Origin of the sequence: Flavonifractor sp. An100 (assembly GCF_002161175.1) — a bacterium.
Lineage (GTDB): Bacteria > Bacillota > Clostridia > Oscillospirales > Oscillospiraceae > Lawsonibacter.
Genome location: NZ_NFMA01000002.1, coordinates 165,391 through 189,318, shown reverse-complemented (window position 1 = coordinate 189,318; position 23,928 = coordinate 165,391). Strand labels below are relative to the sequence as shown.

Here is a 23,928-nt window from a genome sequence, read left to right as displayed (position 1 = left end):
CTCCGGCCTGTCAAGATTTTTCCCCGTTTTGCCACCGTCTCGCCGCCCCCCTTGTGGAGAATCTCCACATTCTTTGCGGTTTCTCTCAAATAACTTTAGGCAGAATTTATTCTTGCAAAAACCCCCGGCTTAGGGTATCGTATTAGGCAGAAATCCAAGTCGGGCTGCATGCTTGACTGAGGACAATGGATGGTATGCGAGACAATGACGTCTGGAAAAGGCGTTGTTGTCTCGTTTTCTGTTGTCCAGCCCCAGAGATACGATGGTTGAAAGGGTTGAATGAAAATGAGCGATCAGATTTCCGAAATTTTTGGTACCCATGTATTTAGCCGCTCTGTCATGCGGGAGCGCCTGCCCAAAAAGGTATATGCCGAGGTTGTCTCCGTTATGGATCACGGCGGAAACATCAGCATGGCCACCGCTGATATTGTGGCCAATGCCATGAAGGATTGGGCTGTGGAAAAGGGAGCTACCCACTACACCCACTGGTTCCAGCCCCTGACCGGAGTTACCGCTGAAAAGCACGACTCCTTTATTACCCCTCCCCAGGACAGCACAACCCTTCTCCAGCTGACCGGAAAGCAGCTCATTATGGGAGAGCCTGACGCCTCCTCCTTCCCCTCCGGCGGCCTTCGCTCCACCCACTACGCCCGGGGCTACACCGCCTGGGATATGACCTCTCCGGCCTTTGTCAAGGAGATGTCCTGCGGCACCATCCTGTGCATCCCCACCATCTTCGTCTCCTACAACGGAGAAGCCCTGGATAAAAAGACCCCCCTGCTGCGCTCCATGGAGGCGGTCAGCACCCAGGCGATGCGCATTCTGCGGCTGTTTGGCAACACGGAGGCCTCCAAGGTGCTGGCCTATGTGGGACCGGAACAGGAGTACTTCCTGGTGGACCGGGAGAAGTACCTCAAGCGCCGGGATCTCATCTACACCGGACGCACCCTGTTCGGCGCCCCCGCCCCCAAGGGGCAGGAGCTGGAGGACCAGTACTTCGGAGTGATCCGGGAGCGAGTTGGGGCATTTATGTCCGACCTGAATCAGGAGCTGTGGAAGCTGGGCATCCCCGCCACCACCCAGCATAATGAGGTGGCTCCCGCCCAGCATGAGCTGGCCCCCATCTACACCATGTGCAACCTGGCCGTGGATCAGAACCAGCTGACCATGGAGACCATGAAGCGGGTGGCCACCCGCCACGGCCTGGTATGCCTTCTCCACGAAAAGCCCTACGCCGGCGTCAACGGCTCCGGCAAGCACAACAACTGGTCCATTGGTACGGATGTGGGTGAAAACCTGCTGGACCCCGGCGACACCCCCAACGAAAACATGCAGTTTTTGCTGGTTCTGGCCTGTATCATGAAGGCGGTGGACGAGCACGCCGATCTGCTTCGCTGCTCGGCCTCCTGCGTGGGCAATGAACACCGTCTGGGCGCTCAGGAGGCGCCTCCCGCCATTATCTCCATCTTCCTGGGCGACCAGCTGGACGACGTGGTAAACCAGATCGTCTCCAACGCCGACTCCATTAAGCTGCTGGCCTCCCACAACCTGGACTTTGGTGTATCTACTGTCCCTGTCATCAAGAAGGACGCCACCGACCGCAACCGCACCTCTCCCTTCGCCTTCACCGGCAACAAGTTCGAGTTCCGCATGGTGGGCTCCTCCGACTCCATTGCAGACGCCAACGTCACCCTCAACGCCATCGTCGCTGAGGCCTTCAGCCAGGCTGCTGATATTTTGGAGAAGGCGGACGACTTCAACGCCGCCTGCACGCAGCTGATTCACGACTGGATGTCCGAGCATCAGCGCATTGTCTTTAACGGCAACGGATATTCCGACGAATGGGTCGAGGAGGCTGCCCGCCGTGGGCTGCCCAACCTGCCCTCCATGGTGGATGCGGTGCCCGCTCTCACCACCGACAAGGCAGAAGCCCTGTTTACCCAGTTTGGCATCTACACCAAGTCGGAGCTGGAATCCCGGGCTGAGATCATGTATGAGACTTATGCCAAGGTGCTGAAAATTGAAGCCCAGACCATGATCCACATGGCCGGCAAGCATTACATCCCTGCTGCCATCCACTTCAACACCCGGCTGGGACAGTCCATCACCTCTATCTCCTCTGCTGCTGTGGGCGCAGACCTGTCGGTGCAAAAGGATCTGTTGGTGAAATGCAGTGCTCTGCTCTCCTCCGCCTCCAAGGCGCTGGAGGAGCTGAAGGTGCTTCTGCCTGAGGTAGACGCCATGGAGGATGTGGCTGAAATGGCCCACGCCTACCACGACCGTCTGGTTCCCGCCATGGCTGCTCTGCGCCGTCCGGTGGATGAGCTGGAGCTGCTGGTGGACAAGGATATCTGGCCCGTCCCCACCTATGGCGATTTGATGTTCGAGGTATAATCTCTTTCCCCACCAACAACAAAGGCCCTGTGCTGTACAGCACAGGGCCTTTGTTTATGAATTTTCTTCTTCCACTTCAATAGGGTATTCTCCGGTAAAGCACCCCCGGCAAAAGCCACACTTGGCGTCGGGGGCCAGCTTGTCCAAGCTCTCCAGGGACAGGTAACCAAGGCTGTCCGCTCCCGCCAAGTGCTGAATTTCCTCCAGACTGTGATGGCAGGCGATGAGCTTTTCCCGATTTGGAATATCCGTTCCAAAATAGCAGGGGGCAATGAAGGGTGGCGCCGACACTCGCATATGGACCTGGGTGGCCCCTGCCTCCCGGAGAAGATTGATGATCTGTCGGCAGGTGGTTCCTCGGACGATGGAATCATCCACCATAACTACCCGCTTCCCCGCCACCTCACTGGCCAGGGCGGACAGCTTGATACGCACCGCCTGCTCTCGGCTGGCCTGGTCTGGGGTAATGAAGGTCCGGCCCACATATCGGTTTTTTACAAAGCCCATCCCCAAAGGGATCCCGCTCTCCAGGGCATAGCCTCTGGCGGCGTCCAAGCCAGAGTCCGGAACACCCACCACCAGGTCGGCCTCCACTGGATGCTCCCGTGCCAGCAGCCGCCCCGCATTCACCCGCGCCTGGTGGACGGACTGCCCCGCAATCACAGAATCGGGGCGGGCAAAATAAATGTATTCAAAGATGCACAGATGGGACTCTCCCCGGCAATTATCCCGAATGGAGCGAATCTCCCCATCCTGCACCACTACAATTTCTCCCGGCTCCAGCTCCCGTTCCACATGGCCCCCTACCGCCTGAATGGCGCAGGACTCCGATGCAAACACAATGGCCTCCCCTTTCCGCCCCATGCACAGCGGCCGGAATCCCCAGGGGTCCCGGCAGGCAATCAGCTTCTGAGGCGACATAACCAGCAGAGAAAAGGCGCCCTTCAACTCCGCTGTCGCCCGGCACACCGCCTGCTCCACACTTCCGCAGTGGAGTCTTGCCTGGGCGATGGCATAGGCAATCAGTTCCGAGTCGCTGGTAGTATGGAAAATGGCCCCTTTATATTCAAACTCCTGGCGCAAACGGTCAATGCCCACCAGGTTTCCGTTGTGCACCACCGCAAGAGTCCCCTTGACATATTTAATGGTCAGCGGCTGGGCATTTTCCCGCTCTCCCGCCCCTGTGGTGGCATAACGGACATGTCCTACCGCCATGGTTCCGTTGAGTCGCTCCAGAGTCTCCCGCTGAAACACCTCACTGACCAGACCCACATCCTTATAAAAGGATTGCTCCCTGTTGTTTATGGCCGCAATGCCACAGGCCTCCTGGCCCCGGTGCTGTAGGGCGTACAGCCCATAGTAGGTCGTCTGTGCGCAGCCACCTGCCGGGTCATAAATTCCAAATACACCGCATTCCTCATGCAGACCCTGGTTGATCGGCTGCGCCTGTTGGGGCAGATCCATTCTCCGTTCCTCCTCATAAAAAAGTGCAGCGGCGCCTTCTGTCCAGGCGCCGCTGTCTGTACGTTTTATTATACACCTCCTCCCCCCTCCCCCGCAATGGAAATACTCCGGCAATGCCAACCATATCTTGTCCGCATTCTCCCTGTTTTCCATGAATTTTATACAACATTTAGAAAATAGCTCTACCCAACCCTCCAAAAATATGCTATGATTGCTTTACACCAAAATTTTCATCCTTTTGGGAGGTATCCGTAATGAAATGCCCCTTCTGTTCCCACTTGGAGAGCAAAGTCGTCGACTCCCGCCCCGCGGACGAAGGCGCCAGTATTCGCCGGCGCAGGGAATGCCTGGCCTGTCATAAGCGTTTTACCACCTATGAGACCATGGAGAGCCTCCCCCTTATGGTTGTGAAAAAGGACGGCAGCCGCCAGAGCTTTGACCGCACCAAGGTGTTGGCCGGCCTCATCCGCGCCTGTGAAAAGCGGCCGGTCCCCTATAGTACCCTGGAGGCTATGGTCAACGAAATTGAACAGGTTTTGCAAAATAAGATGGAACGGGAGGTCAGCTCCGCTGAAATCGGCGAGCTGGTTATGGAGCGGCTGAAAAAAACCGACGAGGTGGCCTATGTACGCTTCGCCTCCGTCTACCGCCAGTTCAAGGATATCAACACCTTTATGCACGAGCTGAACAAGCTGCTGGAGGACAAGTAACGTTCCAAAATCCGCCCGCCGCCGGTCTCTCCGCCGGCGGGTCCTTTGTTCTTAGAAGCGTCACTTCGGCATACCTCTAAAAGCAAAGACCGATATTGAGGTGATGCCTGTGACGATCCTGGGCCAACTGGCTGATGTTTTGTGGAATCCCTGGCTGATGGGGCTGTTTCTCCTGACTGGACTGGTTTACACGCTGGGGTCCGGATGCTTTCAGCTGTGCTGTCTTCGCCTCTGGCTCTCCCAAACTTTGGGTTCCCTTCTCCGTCCCCGCCGAACAAACAGTGGTGGTCTCTCCTCCCTCCAGGCCCTGGCCACCGCGTTAGCCTCCACCATGGGCACCGGTTCCATCGCGGGCGTGGCCACAGCCCTGACGCTGGGGGGGCCGGGAGCCGTGTTTTGGATGTGGATTTCCGCCGTGCTTGGTATGATGACCAGCTGCGGAGAGAAACTGCTGTCGGTAGCATATCAGCGCCCAGCCCCTGACGGCGGGCTGCAAGGGGGACCAATGTTTTACCTCCGCTGGGGGGTGGGCTCCCCCCTGTTGGCGGCCTGGTTTGCCTGCGCCTGCCTGCCCGCCACCCTCGCCGGGGGAAACCTGGTCCAGTCCTCCTCTATCGCTGCCTCCCTGCAGGCCGCCTTCGGAACGGACCGGCTGCTCTCCGGCCTTGTCACCACCGCACTGGCCGCCATGGTCATGGTAGGGGGCTTGAACCGCATTGCCCGCGTGTCCTCCGCCCTTGTGCCGGCTATGGCGCTGCTCTACCTGGGCAGCGGCATTGCGGTGCTTGCGGCCCGGGCCTCCGATCTTCCCCAGGCGCTACACCTCATTTTCACCTGTGCACTCTCCCCCCAGGCCGCTCTGGGCGGCGGAGCGGGTTGGACCGTAGCTGCTGCTCTGCGCTATGGCACCGCCCGGGGCGTGTTCACCAATGAGGCCGGTCTTGGCACCTCCGCCATGGCCCACGGCGCTGCCCGGGTGGACCACCCGGCGATCCAGGGAATGTGGGGGATCTTTGAGGTGGGGCTCTCCACCTTGGTGGTATGTACCGTCACCGCCCTGGTTATTTTAGTCAGCGGCGTCTGGCAGCCTCTTGGCCCCACCGGCGCCCCCCTGACTGCCGCCGCCTTCGCCTCCGTGCTGGGGCCCATAGGCGCACAGGTTGTGGCCTTGTCTCTATTGCTGTTCGCCTTCTCCTCCATCCTGGGCTGGAGCTACTATGGACAGCAATGTCTGCGCTACCTTGTGGGCTCTGACCGGCTGCTCCCCTTGTACCGCATGGTGTTTTTGGGCTGCACCTTAGCTGGGGCCCTTTGGGAACCGGGCATCATCTGGCAGCTGGTGGACCTATGCAATGCTCTCATCGCCCTGCCCAACCTCATCGCCCTGCTGATCCTCGCTCCCCGTGCCCTATCCATGTTGGCCGATTGGCAGAGACATTTTACTTAAATTTTACCCGATGCAATCAACGAATTTTACAAACTTTTTGTAGAATAATGGGGATTCTTATTCTGGCAGACTATGCCCTCCCCATCTGCGCTCCAACACTTGGAAGGAGACCAATTGATATGAGCAATGGCATACAAAAGACCTTTGACACTCGCTACACGCAGGACCGGGAGCTGTCCTGGCTGAAATTCAATGAGCGGGTCTTGGCTGAGGCCAGGGATGAGTCGGTTCCTCTGATGGAGCGGCTCAAATTTGCCGCTATTTTTACCAGCAACCTGGACGAATTTTTTATGATCCGGGTGGGGTCCATCACCGACATGTCTCTGGTCAAGGAGACCCACATCGACTCCAAAAGCGGCCGCACCCCGGAGCAGCAGCTCCACGCCATCTTTGAGACCGTTCCACAGCTATATAAGCAGCGGGACAAAGTATTTGAGCAGCTGGACCTGCGTCTGCGCTCCTGCAATATCTGCCGGCTTTCCATCAGCGAACTGGACAACAAGGCAAAAAAGCAGGTAGAAAATTGGTTCCAGGCCCAGGTTCGTCCCGTTCTGTCCCCTCTGATTCTGGATATCCACCACCCCTTCCCACACCTGCCCAACAAGCGCCTGACCATCGCGCTGGTGTTGCAGCGGGACGGGAGGGAGTATTTCGCCTTCCTCCCCATCCCCCCAAAATTTCCTCCCTTCCTGCGCCTGGAGGAACGGGGCCTGCGGTATATCCTGTTGGAGGATATTTTAATGGAATATGCCAGCCAGGTCTTCGATCAATTCTCCATTGTGGAAAAGGCCGTAGTAGCCGTCACCCGGAATGCTGATATCAGCCCTGAGGACGAGTCCTACGACGTGGACGAGGATTTCCGCCAGCACATGCGGAAGATTGTGAAAAAGCGGGCCCGTCTGGCCCCCGTCCGTCTGGAGTACCAGGGAGGAAAAGGGGACAAGCTAATCCCGTTTTTATGTGAGCGGTTGGGGCTGAGCCGGGCCCAGGTATTTAAGACCAAGGCTCCCATCTCTATGGAATACGTCTACCAGCTCACCTCCCTCCTCCCCGCAGAGAGCGCCGCCGCTTTGTGCGATCCTCCTTACTCCCCCCGCTTTCCCGCCTGTCTGGTGCCCCAGCAACCCATTCTACCCCAGATTCTAAAGCGGGACGCCCTTGTCTTCTATCCCTTCGAGCAGATGGAGCCCTTCCTCCACCTGATTCGCGAGGCCTCCTCCGACCCCGACGTGGTATCCATCAAAATTACCATTTATCGTCTTGCCTCTCGGGCCAAGCTGGCGGAATACCTCTGTGCCGCTGCGGAAAACGGAAAAGATGTCACCGTACTCATGGAGCTGCGGGCCCGGTTTGATGAACAAAATAACATCCAATGGGCCGAGCGGATGGAGGAGGCGGGCTGCACCATCCTTTACGGCTCAGAAAACCTGAAGGTCCACTCCAAAATCTGCCTGATTACCCGAAAATCTAAAAACGGGATTCAATATATCACCCAGGTCGGCACCGGCAACTACAACGAAAAGACCGCCAAGCTCTACACCGACCTGTGCCTGATGACCGCCAATCAGCGCATTGGTGCGGACGCCGCCGCCTTTTTCCAGAACATGGCTATCAGCAACTTTTCCGGTGATTATCAGCTCCTGTTGGCCTCTCCCTTCGGCCTGCGGGACAAGGTTATCTCTCTCATTGACCGGGAAATTGCCAAGGGCCGGGAGGGCTATATCTTCCTGAAACTAAACTCCGTGACTGACCGTATGCTCATCGACAAGCTGGCCCAAGCCTCCCAGGCTGGGGTTGAGATCATCATGAATGTCCGGGGTATTTGCTGTCTGATGCCCGGTGTCCCCGGCCTGACCGACCACATTACGGTGTTCTCCATTGTGGGCCGCTATTTGGAACACAGCCGCATCTACCAATTCGGCCGTGGAGAAAACGCCGACCTCTATATTTCCTCCGCCGATTTTATGACCCGCAACACGGAGCGGCGGGTGGAGATCGCCTGCCCCGTGCTGGACTCCTGGTGTCGGAAGCGCTTGTTCCACATCATTGAGGAGTTGCAGAGGGACAATGTGAAGGCAAGAGAGCTCAAGCCTGGCGGAGCCTACCATCCCCGTGTCTCTACCGAAGATCCCCGCTGCTGCCAGGAGATCTTCCAAACGGAAACGGTGGAGCCTCCGGCTACCGGCCGTACTCCTGCCAAGGTCCATAAAAAGCATCCCTCTCTCCTTGGCCGCCTGTCCGACCTACTCCATCGCTCCTAAAAAGATCCCCGAGACCACTTCTCCGGTCTCGGGGATCTTTTATTTCTTCAGTGTGTCAATTGCGTGAGGCATCCATTACGCCCGAGCTGCAGGCCGGGGTCATAACGTAGCAGGCATCCTCGTCCAAATCCACATTGGGTTTGGTCAACCGGCGAATGATGGTCTGCCGGGTGACAATCCCAACAAATGCTCCCCGATCATCCACCACCGGGATGAAGCTCTGCCGCATGGAGCGCTCCAGCAGCTCGCCCATGGTCACGTCAATCCGTACTGCAGGGTTGAAGCCCTTTCGCAAAATTCGCCTCAGGGGCAACTTTTCCTGGGAGCGAAGACTATTGTCATTCTGGTCCAAAATCTGCCAGAGAAAATCGCCCTCACTTACCGTACCCAAATACTGCCCCTCCCGGGACAGCACCGGGATGGCTGTATATCCATGGGCCCGGAGCTTTTCCAGCCCCTGCCGAATGGTAAAATCATCGTATAAATAGGCCACCTGAGCCTTAGGCGTGACCAGGGATATCACGTTCACCGTTCAAGCTCCTTTCTTCCGGTTGCTGACACTCACTCTTTTGGTAGCATAGCATATTCTCCGTGGGAAATCTATCACAAAACTGTGAACTTCGCCCTTTCTTTTCACTTGACAAAGTCAAGTATTTTGTTTATCCTTGACTTAGTCAAGTAACGAGAGGACGGATTGCATGTTTTCCACACTGGCTTATTACACCACCGTATTTTATCGCAGCTTTGTGGCCTACACCTCCACCCGTTTGCAGCAGCTGGGGCTCAATTTCGGCTCTCTGTTTCTGGTCATATACGTGGGCAAGCATTCCGGCTGTAGTCAGGCGGAACTGACCGAGGCGTTGGGCCTGGATTGGGGCTATTCCCAGCGCAGCATCACCCGTTTGGTGGAGGATGGCTTTCTGATACGGGAAAAGGTCGGCCGGGCCTACCGCCTCACCCTCAGTTCGAAGGGGCAGCAGGCCTTTTCCATCAGTCACCAAGTCTTCTTCGACTGGGATCAGGAATCACTCTCTTCCCTCTCTCCCTCCGAACGAGACCAGCTTTTTTCATTGTTAGCTAAGATTTCCAGCAAAAAAGGAGATTGATCCTATGTACGAAACCATTCTGAGCCCTATGAACTATGGCGGCCTTACCCTAAAAAACCGGATTATATTCGCCCCGACTACTATGGGGCTGCCCCAGGAAGAGTTGGAAGCGCGCCTGCGTTCCATTGCGGCAGGCGGCTGTGCCATGATCATTCTTGGCGACGTACCCGTCACCAAACACGGCTTTGGTCCCTCCCTGTTTACCAAAAAGGGATTTGCTTATTATCAGCGCCTGGCCCAGATCGTCCATCAGGAGGGCTGTAAAATCTGCGCTCAGCTCCACCAATCCGACTCCGATCTGAAAGCCATGCTCCGTTACCTTCCGGGCCTTCTCACCAAGCGGATAGACGCCGATCAGCTGCGCAATCTTCTCAACCAGCAGGTGGGACCCTACATCACCAACCTGCCCACCCACAAGGTGGAGCAAATTACCCACTCCTTTGGTCCAGCCGCCCTCCGGGCTAAAGAGGCCGGATTCGATATGGTCCAGGTCCATGGGGACCGGATGTGCGGCAGCTTCAGTTCCTCCGTCTATAATAGCCGCACGGACCAATACGGCGGAACCCCTGAACATCGGGCCCGGTTCGCCGTAGAGTCCATCCGTTCCATCCGCCAGTATCTGCCTGATTTCCCCATTGACTACAAGCTGGCGGTACGTCAGGAAAATCCCCACTATGGCAACGCCGGTGTGTTGGAATCAGAACTACCCATTTTTGTACCTCTGCTGGAGGAAGCCGGCGTCACCAGTTTCCATGTTACACTGGCTAACCACTCCAATCTCAGCGACACCATCCCCCCCTTTAACCACCCCTATTTCCATGGTGAGGGCTGCTTTTTAACCTTCTGTGACCAGGTCCGCGCGCTCACCTCTCTGCCCATCTGCGGAGTGGGCGGTCTCTCCTCCCCCGACTTTGTGGAAGAACAGCTCCGTTCCGGCCGCATCCAATGCGCCGCTATGAGCCGCCAGCTCATCGCCGACCCTAATTGGCCCAACCTGGTGCGGGATGGTCAAGCTGCGCAAATCCACCGCTGCATTCGCTGCAATCAAAAGTGCCTGGGCGGCATGATGACCCACCAGGGTGTTCACTGCATCTATGAAAGGAAGGAATCTACATGAAATATGCTATCGTCTACAGCAGCAAAACCGGAAACACCGCACAGCTGGCCCAGGCCGTTCAGGCCACCCTTCCCTCCGGCGACTGCCTCTATTTTGGTTTCCCCGATCCTCAGGTTCTTCAGGCTGACCTCATCTTTATAGGCTTCTGGACCGATAAAGGGACCTGCGACAGCCAAACTGCTGCCTTTCTCCAGACCTTGACCAGCCAGTCTGTCTTTCTCTTCGGCACTGCCGGCTTTGGCGGGGAGGAGGCCTATTTCCAGCGCATTTTGACCGCCGTAAAAACCCATTTGGCCCCTGGAGTCACTGTGGTTGGATCCTTCATGTGTCAGGGCAAGATGCCCCAGGCAGTCCGTCGCCGTTATGAATCCATGGAAGACGGCCCTCACCGTGACATGCTGTTGACCAATTTTGACCGTGCGGTGTCCCATCCCGACTCCTCCGACCTGCTTCGGCTCTCCCAATGTGTTTCCACTATTCTTTCTGCACCCCTGCCTTGACCGCTTCATATCTCAATAAAGCTGATTGTTACGTATCCAAAATTTTCTTCCTTTCTGTTCTGTTTTCCTCCCCTTTTCCACCTGATTTGTATCAATTTTCTCCTTAAACCTCTTGCCACTCAGGGGAAAACGCAGTATAATATTTGCGTTGCGTTACAGACCGGATAAGGCAAATCCGCCTGGGCGGTTGCGAATCCCGGTTTATGGAGGTAACGTTATGGTAAAAGCAATTGTAGGCGCCAACTGGGGCGACGAAGGTAAGGGTAAAATCACCGACATGTTGGCTGAGCAGTCAGACGTGGTCATCCGCTTCCAGGGCGGGGCCAATGCCGGGCACACCATCATCAACGAATATGGCCGGTTTGCCCTCCACATTCTGCCCTCCGGCACCTTCTATCCCAATGTCACCAACATCATCGGAAACGGTGTGGCTCTGGACGGGAAGAAGCTGATTCAAGAGCTGAAATCCATCACCGACCAAGGGGTTCCGGCCCCCCATCTCATTGTCTCCCAGCGGGCCCAGCTGCTCATGCCCTACCATGTGCTTCAGGACACCTATGAGGAGGAACGTTTGGGCGGTAAGGCCTTCGGCTCTACCAAAAGCGGCATTGCCCCCTTCTACTCCGACAAGTACGCTAAAACCGGGATTCAGGTCTGCGACCTGTTTGACGAGCCCCGTCTGCGGGAACGTCTCCATGCCGCTGTTACCCTGAAAAATGTTCTGTTCCAACACCTGTACCACAAGCCTTCCCTCAACGAAGACGAGCTGATGGAAGATCTGCTGGCTCTTCGGGAGGAGCTTCGTCCCTACGTGGGCGATACCGTCGCCTTTGTGCACCAGGCTCTGAAGGAAGGGAAAACCGTTCTTTTGGAGGGACAGCTGGGCTCCATGAAGGACCCGGATCTGGGCATCTTCCCCATGACCACCTCCTCCCACACTCTGGCCGGCTTCGGCTGCGTGGGCGGTGCGGTTCCCCCCACCTCCATTGAAGACGTGATCTGTGTCACCAAGGCCTATTCCTCCTCGGTAGGGTCCCACACCGAGCCCTTTGTCAGCGAGGTCACCGGCGAGGCCGGAGACGAGCTCAGGCGCCGGGGCGGCGACAAGGGCGAGTTTGGCGCTACCACCGGCCGTCCCCGCCGAGTGGGCTGGTTTGACGCCGTGGCTACGAAATACGGCTGTATGGTTCAGGGCGCCACCCAGGTTGCTTTGACCTGTCTGGATGTATTGGGCTATTTGGATGAGATTCCTGTATGCACCGGTTACGAAATTGACGGCCAGGTAACAGACCAGTTCCCCACGACCCCCACCCTGCTGCGAGCTAAGCCGGTCTTCACCACTCTGCCCGGCTGGAAGTGTGATATTCGCGGCTGCGAAGATTACAACGCCCTTCCCCAACAGGCCAAGGACTATGTGGATTTCCTGGAAGCCCAGATTGGCTATCCCATCACGCTGGTATCCACCGGTCCGAAGCGCCACGAAATTACCCACCGGGCTACAAAATTAAATTGATCCCTTCATCCACCACGCCGGATGCCACAGTGTGGCATCCGGCGTATGCGCAGCCCCTATCTTCCTTCCACGACACGAGACAAAAGGAGAATCACATGAAGAAACGACTTGCTTCCGCTCTGTTAGCTCTGTGCCTCACCCTCTCTTTGGCTGTTTTCCCCGCCTCCGCCCTGGAGCTGGAAGAAGCCAAAGAACTCCTTGAGGAATACTACGTGGACGAGATTCCTCAGAGTGTCCTGTCCGCCACCTCTTTGGACGAGCTTCTTCAGGCCTTGGGAGATCCCTACACCGTCTACATGTCCGCCCAGGAATATGAGGATTTCCTCTCCTCGGTGAATGGTGATGCGGTGGTCGGAATCGGGGTTTCCATTCAGACTACTTATAATGACGGTTTCAAGATCATGTCTATCCTCCCCAATTCCCCTGCTCTGGAGGCTGGCTTGGCCGCTGGTGACCGAATTATTGCTGTAGATGGAGTTTCCCTCTCCGCCTCCTCCGATGTACAGGGCATGATCGGCGGTGAATCCGGCACAGAGGTCACAATTACCGTTATCCGTCTGGAGGACGGCAGCCAGCAGGACTTTACCATGACACGCCGCTCGGTTGCCATCCCCATTGTCACCTATGACGCTATTGGTGACGCCGGTATCATCGACTGCACCAGCTTTGGTTCCAGCACCACTTCAACCATTAAAGAGGCTCTGGAAACCCTAAACGATCAGGTCTCTGTCTGGATCATGGACCTGCGCAGCAATCCGGGCGGAACCAGTGAAGCGGCCGCGGGCTCTGCCGGTCTCTTCTCCGGCAGTCACATCATGGTCTACTTCCGGGATTCCAAGGGTAACTACAACTATCTCTACACCTTACCCACCACCCCTGACCTTACCGACAAGCCCCTCATTCTTCTCACCAGTCCCTATTCCGCCAGCGGCTCTGAGCTGTTTGCCGCCGCCGCCCGGGACTATGGCTTCGGCATCGCCCTGGGGCAGCGGACCTTCGGAAAGGGCATTGCCCAAATCGTGCTGGATGAGAGCAACCATTCCGACCTATTTGATGGAGATTCCTTAAAAGTCACCGCTTACCGCTTTTATTCGCCTAATGGGGTGACCAATCACACCATCGGAATCCTCCCCACCTTAGTTCTTTCCATAGAAAACACTCCCACCGCCGCCCTTCTTCTCTCCTCCAAGGAGCCCAGTTCCAGCCAGACCAGCAACTATCTCAAGCTGGAGCTGTACGGTTTTACCTTCTACATCGACTTGGATGAGGCCATGAAAAAGGAAAATCAGGCGGCCTTTACCGAACTGCTGGAGGCCCTTCCCATTGACCACTGCACTATCTGGGAAGGCAGTGGAGACGGCTGGAGCAAATATCCTTCTTTGACTCCCGAGTCCATTGCCAAAAAGCTGGGGTTCTCCTTTACCAGCCGCTACTCCTTCTCTGACCTGGCGGACTCCCCTTACCAGGCCGAGATCCGTACTATGGCCACCTATGAGCTGATCAGCGGCTACAGCGACGGAACGTTCCGACCCAAGGCCAATGTGACCCGAGGAGAATTTTGTGCCATGGCCGCCGCTGCCTTGAACCTGTCCTCCTCCGCATCCGGAACCCTATCCTTCTCCGATGTCGCTTCCGACAGCTGGTATGCCGGTGCAATTTCCGCCATGGCCAGCCGCGGCTTTATTTCCGGCTACGGGGACGGAACCTTCCGCCCAGATGATTCCATCTCCTACGAGGAGATCCTTACCATTCTCTCCTCTCTGTCTGCCTGGTGCACCATGGAGGGCTATGACCTGGCTGAACAGTCTATCCCTGCTGCCCAGTGGCCTAACTACCAGTCCTTCAGCAATTGGGCCCAGGACCCCGCCTGGCGTCTAGAACAGTTGGGGCTCTCGGTTGATCATGAGAATCCCCAACAGCCTGGCACTCGGGAGATGTGCGCCCATCTGATTTACTCCATGATGGATGCCTGCGGTCTGTTCTGGATGACCTCCGGTTCTCTGGCGGATACCTCGGCTTCGTAATATCAACTATTCTATTTGTTTGGAAAGGATCTGTATTGTATGACCAAAATTGACATTATTTCCGGCTTTTTGGGAGCTGGCAAGACCACTCTGATTAAAAAGCTGCTGGACGAAGCCTTTCAGGGTGAAAAGATCGTTCTCATCGAAAACGAGTTCGGCGAGATCGGCATTGACGGCGGCTTTCTGAAGGACGCCGGAGTGGAGATCACCGAGATGAACTCCGGCTGCATCTGCTGCTCTCTGGTGGGTGATTTCGGTGCCGCTTTGAAGCAGGTTCTGGCCGATTACGCCCCCGACCGTATCATCATTGAGCCCTCCGGCGTGGGCAAGCTCTCCGACGTCATCGCCGCTGTGGAGCGGGTTCAGGCTGAGTCCCCTGACCTGCATCTGAACAGCTTTGTTACCGTGGTAGACGCGGTAAAGGCCAAGGTCTATATGAAGAACTTCGGTGAGTTCTTTAACAACCAGGTGGAACATGCCTGTGCCATTATTCTCTCTCGCACGCAAAAGCTGGACCCCGTCAAGCTGGACGGCGCCGTCCACCTGCTGCGGGCAAAGAACCCCAAGGCCGCGATTCTCACCACCCCCTGGGATCAGCTCACCGGCAAGCAAATTGTCTCTGCCATGGAGGGCGGCCACTCTCTGGCCGAGGAGCTGATGGAAGAAATTCAGCACAGCCACCATCATGAGGAGCACGACGAGCACTGCACCTGTGGCTGTCATGACCACGAGCATCATCACGATCACGATCATGACCACCATGAGCACGAGCACCACCATCACGACCACGAGGAAGGCACCTGCACCGCCTGCTGTGACCACGATCACCACCATCATCATCACGGCCACGACGCTGACGAGGTATTTACCTCTTGGGGCCGTGAAACGCCTCGGAAGTACAGCCGTGAGGAGCTTCAGGAGGCCCTCTCCGCCCTGGCCATGGGTGAGGATTACGGCTATATCCTCCGCGCCAAGGGCATGGTTCCCTGCGAGGATGGTCAGACTTGGCTCCACTTTGATTTGGTTCCTGGTGAGTTCCAGATCCGGGAAGGCAGCGCAGATTACACTGGACGGCTGTGTGTCATTGGCTCAGAACTGAAAGAGGACCGTTTGGAGCAGCTTTTCCTGCTGGCGTGAGGTGAGCGGACATGAAGGATTCCCGTATTCCCCTATACCTGATTACCGGATTTCTGGACAGCGGAAAAACCACTCTTCTCACCGATACACTGAACATGGACTATTTTAACGACGGCCAGCGTACAGTTCTGCTCATGTGTGAGGACGGCGAAGAGGAATATGATCAGGATCGGCTATCCAAACGAAACTGCCGCCTGATCCCTATTGACAGTCAGGAGCAGCTTAACACAGCCTTTCTTCAGGAGATCGACCGCCGTTATCAGCCGGAACGGATTTTAATGGAATACAACGGCATGTGGCCCATCCAAATTCTCCGTGATCTGAAGCTGCCCAAAAATTGGGGGCTTTACCAGGCCATCGACGTAATTGACGGCACCACCTTTGATATGTACCGCAACAACATGCAGTCCATGATTATGGACATGGTCACGGAAGCAGATATGGTTCTGTTTAACCGCTGCACCCCCGATATGCCCATGTCCGGCTGGAAGCGGTCGATTCGGGCGGTCAACCGGATGTGCGAGATCGTCTTTGAAAATGAACAGGGGGAAGAACTGGAAGTAGCCGATATCCTCCCCTACTCCCTGGAACAGCCTCACATCGATTTGGAGGACGACGATTACGGTATCTGGTATCTGGATATTCAGGAACATCCCGACCGCTATGTGGGAAAGACCATCACCTACAAGGCCCAGGCTATGACAGGAATGCGGCTTCCAAAGGGCTCGTTTGTGCCTGGCCGCAACGCGATGACCTGCTGTGCGGAAGATATCCGATTTTTTGGCTTCTTGTGCAAGTATGATAAGGCCCGCTCACTGAAAAAGGGAGAGTGGATTACCGTCACCGCTGAGATTCGCTGGGAGAATGCCAGCGTCTACGATGGCGAGGGCGTGGTACTTTACGCCCAATCGGTGGAAAAGGCCCAGCGCCCGGAAGATCCTCTGGTTTATTTCCGCTGAACCTCTACCACGAATCAGATAGAAAAAACCTGTGCACCGGGATAACCCCATCCCATGTGCACAGGTTTTTTCATCCAATTAAAAAATACTCAGATACATCCGCTTGGACAGGCGCTCCAGCACCTGAATCCCTGCCAAGCTATTTCCTTTGCTGTCCAGCCCGGGAGAGAAGATTCCGATTCCCATGCGGGTTGGGACTACGGCCATAATGCCGCCGCCCACGCCGCTCTTGGCAGGAACCCCTACCTTTACCGCAAAGTCTCCCGATCCATCGTACATACCGCAGGTCGTCAGGATCGCATTTACATAATGGGCATAGTCGCTGGGAAACAGCCGTTCATCAGACTGGGGGTGCTTGCCCCGGTTAGCCAGCACAAAGCCAATGTTGGCTAAATCCTTGCTGTTCACCGAAATGGAACAGGCCTTAAAGTAGCAGTCCAGTACCTCTTCTACATCGTCCTGAATCATGCCATACGTCTTCAACAGAAAAGCCAGGGCACGGTTCTTATTTCCAGTCCGCTTTTCCGACTGGTACACCGCCTGGTCCACCTGAATATCCGGATTTCCGGCCAATGTACGGGTCAAATCTAACAGGCGCTGAAAACGCTCCTCATAGTCCTTCCCCTTAATTAAGGTGCACATCGCGATGGCACCCATATTCACCATAGGATTCAGGTGTTCGCTGAGCAAAGTCTGATCTGTTACGTTAATGGCGTCAAAGGGCTTGCCAGTTGCCTCCACCCCTACCCGGGCCCGGACATACTCCTCCCCGTTGTCCATGAGCGCCAGCAGCAGCAAAATGGGCTTGACCACACTCTGGATAGTAAAGCACTTCTGATAGTCCCCCGCCTGGTAGTGACGGCCGTCGCTGCGCTGCACATAGATGCCCAGGTTGTTCCGGTCCCCCTTGGCGAGCTCCGGAATATAGGTGGCCACCTGGCCCTGCTGGGTGTAGGGACGACACTCCTCCAGCAGCTGTTCCAGCAGTTCTTCCATGGCGATACAGCCCCCCTTTGGACTTTTTTCCGGGACCCCATTGCCCCGCACTCTACATTGTACCGTATGCCGCAGGGCTTGTCAAACCCAGATGAAAAGGGACGCCGCCAAAATTGACGGCGTCCTTTTGGTGATCCCGATGGGGAAGGTCATGCGGTGGTCTTGGCCGTTTTCCACTTCCTCATGTTGATGACGATGAGCAAAATCACGATTGCTAGACCGATCAGGCTGGAGATCAGCTCCGGGACGAACATCAGCAGGCCGCCCACGATGAAAATCCAGCGCTCCAGGATGTTCAGCCTCCAGAGCAGCCAGCCCTGGAATCCGGCCGACATGACAGCCACACCCACGATGGCGAAGAACACGATTTCCAGAACCTCGATGATGTTGCCCTGCAGCATCATCGCCGGGTTGTAGCAGAAGGCGAAGGGCACCATGAATCCGGCAAAGCCCAGCTTACAGGCCTCAATACCGGTCGACATGGGATTGGCCTTGGCGATGCCGGCGCCGGCGTAGGCGGCCAGAGCCACGGGAGGCGTGATGGCCGACAGGCAGGCGAAGTAGAACACGAACAGGTGGGAGGTCAGGGCGGGCAGACCCAGCTTGATGAGGGAAGGAGCCAGGATGGAGGCCGCGATGACGTAGGCCGCCGTGGTGGGCAGGCCCATGCCCAGGATGACGCAGGTGATGCCGGTGAACAGCAGGGAGGGGAAGAGCATGCCGCCGGCCGCCTGGATCATCATGTCGCCGAAGATGACGCCGATGCCGGTGAGGGACACCATGCCCACCACGAAGCCGGCACAGGCGCAGCCGATGACGATGGACATGGCGCTGAAGGCCGACTTGGCCAGCGCGGAGGGGATGCTCTTGAGGGTGAAGCGCTTCTGCTTGTCAAAGAGCATGATGATGGGCACCGAGCAGGTGGCCCACAGGGCGGAGTACAAGGGGGAGTACTGGGCCCACAGCAGGCAGTAGAGCAGGATGGCGATGATGACCAGATAGATCCAGCCGGTCTTCATCACGTCCCGGGACTTGGGCACATCCTTGGGGTCCATCAGCTGGATGTCAGCCATCTCAGTCCTGGACACCACGGCCACGCCGCAGCCCCAGTAGTACAGCAGGGCGGGGATGGCGGCGGCGATGCAGATATGGATGTACTGGGTCTCAGTGAAGGCAGCCATCAGGAAGGCACCCGAGCCCATGACGGGGGGCAGGATCTGGCCGCCGGTGGAGGCCACGGCCTCCACGCCGCCGGCGAAGGCCGGCTTGTAGCCACGAGACTTCATCAGGGGGATGGTGAAGGTGCCGGTGCCCACCACGTTGGCCACGGCCGAGCCGTTGATGGAGCCCATCAGGCCGGAGGCCACCACGGCAGACAGAGCGGGACCGCTCTTGATCTTGCCGGTGAGGGAGATGGCGATATTGTTGATGAAGTCCGAGCAGCCGGAAGCCTCCAGGAAAGCGCCGAACATAACGAACATAAAGATAACGGTGGCCGACACGCTCATAGTGGTGCCGAACAGGCCGTCCAGGTCTGTGGCCAGGAAGGAGCAGATGCGCTCCAGGGAGTAGCCCCGGTGGGCGATGGCCCAGGGGAGATGGGGGCCGGCCAGGGCGTAGGCCACAAAGATCAGGGCCAGAGCGGGCATGATGTAGCCCAGCACCCGGCGGGAGCACTCCAAAACAACAAAGCCCAGGGCGGCGCCGGCAAACACAGCCATCCAAGTGGTCTGGCTCAGCCGCTCGGTGAGGTGATGAACCTCATCCTGGGCCATCCACCAGGCCACCCAGGTCAGGGCGATCAGGATAATATCAACAGTGCGGCAAAAGGTACGGAAGGTCTTGCTGCCGGCAAATTTGTCCTTGAAGACGTGCTTGTACAGGGGCTGGGTCAGCAGGATCAGGGTCGCGGTGAACGCCAGGTGGATACCACGCTGGGTGACAAAGTCGAACAGGCCGAAAAAGCCGGTATAGATGTGGAACAGGGTCATGGCAATGCCCACAAAGAAGGCTACCTTGACAAACAGGTCCTTTTTGCCCTCTTCCACCGCCTTGGCGGCTGCCAGTTCACTGTCCAGAGAGGTTACGTCAATTTCCTTGTACTCTTTTTTTGCCATAAAGCTGAGTCCTTTCTTTGGATTCGCATTTTATGGGACTTTACAAAGGGCCGGAGCCGAGACAGTCCCAGTTCCGGCCCCCAATGCGTCACATGATTTGTGTTGGGAAGCCTTTGGAGAAGGGCTTACAGCAGGCCCTGCTCGGTGTAGTACTTAGTAGCCCCGTCGTGCAGGGGGATGGGCATGTTGGTGCACAGGAAGGAAGGATCCTGCATCTCGTTGAGGATGGCGTTGCCGGCGGCCAGGTCGGCGGAGTTCTCGTTCATGGTCTTGCACAGGTCATAGACCAGGCTCTCGTCCATATCGGCGCTGACGATGACCAGGCACTTCACGCCGAAGGTCAGGGTCTCATAGTCCTGGCCGTTGTAGGTGCCGGCGGGGATGGTGGACTGGATGTAGGCCTCGTTGCCCGCCAGGATGGCGTCGATCTCCTCCTGGGTGTAGTTGAGGACCACGATGTCCTTGGTGGCCGCCAGGTTCATCTGGCCGCCGATGGGCAGGCCGGCAAAGCCGAAGGCCGCGTCGATGATGCCGTCGCCCACGGACTCGGCGCCGTCGCCCAGGCCCAGGTTCTCCAGGCTGGTGTTCTCAGCAGTGATGTCCATCACCGCAAAGGCGTCCAGGCAGGAGTTCTCAGTGGCGGAGGCGGCGGGGCCCACGGCCACCCGCTTGCCCTTCAGGTCGTGGACATACTGCAGGCCGGAATCCTTCAGAGCCACGCCGCTGGAGACGGAGGTGTACACAGCGCCGATGACGCGGACGTTGTCCAGAGCCTCGGTGAAGTTGCCGGTGCCGGAGTAGCCGTTGAGGACCACGTCGGCGGTGGCCACGGCCACGTCAACATTGCCGGCGGCCACGTCCTGCACGTTCTGGAAGGAACCGGTGGAGGTCTGGGTGTTGCACTTCACGCCCTGGACGTTGTTGGTCCACAGCTGAGACAGAGCAGCGCCGGCGGGGTACAGGGAGCCGCCGGTGTCGCCGGTGCCGAAGGTCATCATTACATTGCCGCGGGAGGGGGCGCCGGAGCCAGAGGCATCGCCGCCGCCGGAAGCCGCGCTTCCGCCGCCGTTGTTGCTTCCGCCGCAGCCCGCCAGAGCGGACAGTAACATCGCGGAGGTCAAGAGAGTAGCAAGTAGTCTTTTCATAGATTTCGCTCCTTTTCTCATTTTTCCAAAGTGTCATTGCTTCCGCTTTGAAATTCACCCACCGCATTTTCCCCGAAATGCGGCTAGAAGCTCTATAGCTTCTTCACATATTTCCTCATCTAATTTTAGGTAAATTATACCATAGAAGTAGATATCACGCAATAACAGCCTATTAATTATAGAATTTTTGTGAATTTTGACCGGCAGAATAAATATTCTGTTAACAAATTGTTAACCGCTAAATTTATCCCAGTAGCCCAGGATAAATACCGCTAAAACAATAATAGGCAGCAGGTAAGTTACATAGAACCGTACAGCCCCAGGGAATTTCAGACCTTGGCCTTGATTTGCCTCCGACAAAAAGTTTTCCCATCCCCAGCCCTTTCTACTGACACAGAACAAAACGTACAGCAAAGACCCTAAAGGCAATAAATTATTGGAGATAATAAAATCTTCCAAATCGGAGATATTGCTGCCCGGTCCCAGAGGTTGGAAGCCAGACCAAATATTAAAGCCCAAAATACAGGGCATGGAGAGCAGGAAAATAGCAATAAAATTGATAAAAACGGCTTTTCTCCGGCTCCATCCCCACATATCAGAGGCAAATGATATGATATTTTCGAACACGGCAATCACAGTGGATAAAGCGGCAAAGGACAAAAACACGAAAAATAAGGCACCCCATATACGTCCGAATGCCATTCCATTGAAGATATTAGGCAAAGTGACAAAAATCAGAGGTGGTCCTTCCCCCGGAGAGACTTCAAAGGCGGAACAGGCCGGAAAAATAATTAAGCCGGCCGTAAAGGCTACCGCGGTATCCAGAACGCCGATCCGAAGGGCCTCTCCTGCCAAGGAGTACTCCTTGCCGATGTAGCTGCCAAACACCGCAATAGCACCAATTCCCAGGGAAAGGGTAAAAAATGCCTGCCCCATGGCTGCAAAAATACTCTCGCCCAGGATCCAGTTGCCATCTGCATCATACATCAGGTTATGGAAATTAGGCTGCAAATAAAATCGCAGGCCCTCACTTCCGCCCTCCAGCGTCAAAGAGCGGACTGCCAGGACCGCCATAATGGCCAGCAGACAGACCATCATCATTTTTGTGATCCGCTCGACCCCATTTTGAAGACCCTGAAAGCACACACCCATGCCAATCAAAACCACCAACAGCATAAAAACCGTCATCAGGCCGGGCTGCTCCATTAGGCCATTGAACTGAGCGGCTACTCCCGCTGCATCCAGTCCTTCAAAATCACCCTTTGCCATCTTCAGACAATACAGCAGAAGCCAGCCCGCAATGACGGTATAAAACATCATTAAAAGGTAGTTGCCCGCAATTCCAAACCAGCAGTACCAGTGCCACTTTGTTCCCTCAGGTTCCAGCACATGGAAGGATCGAGCAATACTCCGCTGGCTTCCCCGTCCCACGGAAAGCTCCATGACCAGAACCGGCAGACCAAGAATGACCAAAAACAACAGATACACCAGTACAAAGGCTCCCCCGCCATATTTCCCTGTAATATAGGGGAACCGCCAAACATTTCCCAGACCAATGGCACACCCAGCTGAAATCAGCAGGAAACCAAGTCGGGACGAAAAGCTCTCCCGTTTCTCCATTTCATTTCCTCCTTTGTTCATTCGGCCCTTGCAGATCCGCTTGTATTGCACTTGCCGATGCCGCTATTGTACTTGATTTCTCTCCTGGGGTCAATGGCGGCTTCTACTTGTTTCGTTTCTTGGAATATGCTATAGTAAAGGCACCTTGAAGCCACCATTTACCAGAAAGGAGCCCGCCCATGTATGATATCACATCAATCGGTGAACTTCTCATTGACTTAACCCAGGTGGGCGTCAATGAGCAAGGCGTGGGACTCTTTGCTGCCAATCCCGGCGGAGCCCCCGCCAATGTGGCTGTGGCCGCTGCCCGCCTGGGCTGCCGCTGTTCATTCCTAGGTAAAGTGGGACGGGACGGCTTTGGCGATAGCCTCCTCCATACCTTGCAATCCAACGGAGTGGATCCCTCCAATGTATACCGTGGAGAGCAGGCCACCACCATGGCGGTGGTCACCATCTCCCCTTCCGGGGAGCGATCTTTCCGTTTTTTAAGGGGCGCCGACCAGAGCCTCACTGTCCAAGAGGTAGCCGGCACCGATCTTTCCCATACAAAATTTCTCCACTTTGGCTCTGTCAGCCTTACTCCAGGCGCTTCCCGCTCCGCTACCCTCTTTGCTGCTCGCCAGGCCCGCTCGGCCGGTGCGCTCATCAGCTACGACCCCAACTTCCGCCCTTCTTTATGGGATAGCCGGGAATCCGCGGTACAGTGGATGGCCCTCCCGCTCCCCCTGGTAGATATTCTCAAACTCTCAGACGAAGAGCTACCCCTGATCGCCCACACTTCTAATTTAGAGAAGGGAACCCTGGAGCTATCTGGACTGGGGGTCCGCCTTATTATGGTCACCCTAGGAGCAAAGGGAGTCTATTACCGCTGGGGCGATTCCACCGGACTGGTCCCCGGTGTCCCCGTCTCCGTCGCTGACACCAACGGCGCAGGCGACACATTCCTCGGCGCAGTGCTTCGCTGTCTTGCCCTGCGCCCGGAAGGACCCCTGGAACAGCTACAGACACCGGAACTGGAGCAGATTCTTACCTTCGCTAACCGGGCCGCCGCTCTCACCTGTTCCCGCAGCGGAGCGATCCCCGCCATGCCCACCTTGGCCGAATTGGAGTGAAGCCCATTTCCCTGAAAGGAGGACCTCCCCTTGACTACCTTCACTTATACCATTACCCATCCCCTGGGCCTTCACGCCAGGCCCGCTGCCCTGCTCACCGACCTGTGTAAATCCCTCTCCAGTCAGATCACCATAACCAAAGGTGATCAGATGATCTCCGCCACCCGTCTGGTGCCCCTGCTCCTTTTGGAGGTCAAACAGGATGACACCATCTCTGTGGCTCTGGAGGGACCTCAGGAAACAGAGGAAGCTCAGACGCTCCTGGCCTATTTTCAGGAAAACCTTTAAATTATTCCTTTGAATAAA

At 56.4% G+C, this 23,928-nt stretch carries 19 protein-coding genes; 13 read left to right on the top strand and 6 right to left on the bottom strand.

Annotated elements, in window-relative coordinates:
- Nucleotides 1-285: 285 nt before the first annotated feature.
- Nucleotides 286-2,394, top strand: coding sequence for a glutamine synthetase III (locus B5E43_RS02195; RefSeq protein ID WP_087393263.1), 2,109 nt, complete (start codon nucleotides 286-288; stop codon nucleotides 2,392-2,394).
- A gap of 54 nt (nucleotides 2,395-2,448) precedes the next feature.
- On the opposite strand, the gene purF is transcribed toward B5E43_RS02195, so the two are convergent.
- Complete coding sequence (gene purF / locus B5E43_RS02190) at nucleotides 2,449-3,858, bottom strand: amidophosphoribosyltransferase (protein ID WP_087393196.1); 1,410 nt, start codon at nucleotides 3,856-3,858, stop codon at nucleotides 2,449-2,451.
- Between the two features lie 254 nt (nucleotides 3,859-4,112).
- Between purF and nrdR the strand changes: the two genes are divergently transcribed.
- From nrdR to ppk1, 3 genes are all read left to right on the top strand, one after another.
- Entirely contained in the window at nucleotides 4,113-4,568 is a 456-nt protein-coding gene (gene nrdR / locus B5E43_RS02185) for a transcriptional regulator NrdR (RefSeq protein ID WP_087393194.1), read from the top strand.
- Between the two features lie 103 nt (nucleotides 4,569-4,671).
- A complete protein-coding gene (locus tag B5E43_RS02180) occupies nucleotides 4,672-6,015 on the top strand; it encodes a sodium:alanine symporter family protein (protein WP_087393192.1) in 1,344 nt (447 codons plus the stop codon).
- Between the two features lie 119 nt (nucleotides 6,016-6,134).
- Nucleotides 6,135-8,276: a polyphosphate kinase 1 gene (gene ppk1 / locus B5E43_RS02175; RefSeq protein ID WP_087393190.1), complete on the top strand. Its 2,142-nt coding sequence runs from the start codon at nucleotides 6,135-6,137 to the stop codon at nucleotides 8,274-8,276.
- Nucleotides 8,277-8,331: 55 nt separating this feature from the next.
- Here the strand turns inward: ppk1 and B5E43_RS02170 are convergent, their stop codons facing one another.
- A complete protein-coding gene (locus tag B5E43_RS02170; RefSeq protein WP_087393188.1) occupies nucleotides 8,332-8,805 on the bottom strand; it encodes a CBS domain-containing protein in 474 nt (157 codons plus the stop codon).
- 169 nt (nucleotides 8,806-8,974) lie between these two features.
- Between B5E43_RS02170 and bilQ the strand changes: the two genes are divergently transcribed.
- The 7 genes from bilQ (at nucleotide 8,975) to B5E43_RS02135 (ending at nucleotide 16,632) form a co-directional block, all read left to right on the top strand.
- Nucleotides 8,975-9,382 (top strand): bilirubin utilization transcriptional regulator BilQ, encoded by a 408-nt coding sequence (gene bilQ, locus B5E43_RS02165; protein ID WP_087393186.1) that lies wholly within the window; start codon nucleotides 8,975-8,977, stop codon nucleotides 9,380-9,382.
- A gap of 4 nt (nucleotides 9,383-9,386) precedes the next feature.
- Nucleotides 9,387-10,499, top strand: coding sequence for a bilirubin reductase (gene bilR, locus B5E43_RS02160; protein ID WP_087393184.1), 1,113 nt, complete (start codon nucleotides 9,387-9,389; stop codon nucleotides 10,497-10,499).
- Nucleotides 10,496-10,999, top strand: coding sequence for a flavodoxin family protein BilS (bilS, locus tag B5E43_RS02155; RefSeq protein WP_087393182.1), 504 nt, complete (start codon nucleotides 10,496-10,498; stop codon nucleotides 10,997-10,999). The genes bilR and bilS overlap by 4 nt, the downstream gene beginning before the upstream one ends.
- 217 nt (nucleotides 11,000-11,216) lie before the next feature.
- Nucleotides 11,217-12,512, top strand: coding sequence for an adenylosuccinate synthase (locus B5E43_RS02150; RefSeq protein WP_087393180.1), 1,296 nt, complete (start codon nucleotides 11,217-11,219; stop codon nucleotides 12,510-12,512).
- A 95-nt stretch (nucleotides 12,513-12,607) separates the two neighbouring features.
- On the top strand, nucleotides 12,608-14,536 hold the full coding sequence (locus B5E43_RS02145; protein WP_087393178.1) for a S41 family peptidase: 1,929 nt from the start codon (nucleotides 12,608-12,610) through the stop codon (nucleotides 14,534-14,536).
- Nucleotides 14,537-14,575: 39 nt separating this feature from the next.
- Nucleotides 14,576-15,673 carry a GTP-binding protein gene (locus tag B5E43_RS02140; RefSeq protein ID WP_087393176.1) on the top strand — a complete coding sequence of 366 codons (1,098 nt, stop codon included), beginning with the start codon at nucleotides 14,576-14,578 and terminating at the stop codon, nucleotides 15,671-15,673.
- A gap of 11 nt (nucleotides 15,674-15,684) precedes the next feature.
- Nucleotides 15,685-16,632, top strand: a complete 948-nt coding sequence (locus B5E43_RS02135; RefSeq protein ID WP_087393174.1) for a GTP-binding protein — start codon at nucleotides 15,685-15,687, stop codon at nucleotides 16,630-16,632.
- 78 nt (nucleotides 16,633-16,710) lie between these two features.
- Here B5E43_RS02135 and glsA read toward each other — a convergent pair whose 3' ends face one another.
- The 4 genes from glsA to B5E43_RS02115 form a co-directional block, all read right to left on the bottom strand.
- Nucleotides 16,711-17,628: a glutaminase A gene (gene glsA, locus B5E43_RS02130; RefSeq protein ID WP_087393172.1), complete on the bottom strand. Its 918-nt coding sequence runs from the start codon at nucleotides 17,626-17,628 to the stop codon at nucleotides 16,711-16,713.
- Between the two features lie 149 nt (nucleotides 17,629-17,777).
- Complete coding sequence (locus B5E43_RS02125; protein ID WP_087393170.1) at nucleotides 17,778-19,745, bottom strand: TRAP transporter permease; 1,968 nt, start codon at nucleotides 19,743-19,745, stop codon at nucleotides 17,778-17,780.
- Nucleotides 19,746-19,870: 125 nt separating this feature from the next.
- Nucleotides 19,871-20,890 carry a TAXI family TRAP transporter solute-binding subunit gene (locus B5E43_RS02120; protein WP_158098939.1) on the bottom strand — a complete coding sequence of 340 codons (1,020 nt, stop codon included), beginning with the start codon at nucleotides 20,888-20,890 and terminating at the stop codon, nucleotides 19,871-19,873.
- Between the two features lie 231 nt (nucleotides 20,891-21,121).
- Entirely contained in the window at nucleotides 21,122-22,510 is a 1,389-nt protein-coding gene (locus B5E43_RS02115) for a sodium-dependent transporter (RefSeq protein WP_087393166.1), read from the bottom strand.
- Nucleotides 22,511-22,689: 179 nt separating this feature from the next.
- On the opposite strand from B5E43_RS02115, the gene B5E43_RS02110 reads away from it, so the two are divergent.
- Nucleotides 22,690-23,622, top strand: a complete 933-nt coding sequence (locus tag B5E43_RS02110) for a carbohydrate kinase (RefSeq protein WP_087393164.1) — start codon at nucleotides 22,690-22,692, stop codon at nucleotides 23,620-23,622.
- Nucleotides 23,623-23,652: 30 nt separating this feature from the next.
- Nucleotides 23,653-23,910 (top strand): HPr family phosphocarrier protein, encoded by a 258-nt coding sequence (locus tag B5E43_RS02105; RefSeq protein WP_087393162.1) that lies wholly within the window; start codon nucleotides 23,653-23,655, stop codon nucleotides 23,908-23,910.
- Nucleotides 23,911-23,928 lie beyond the last annotated feature (18 nt).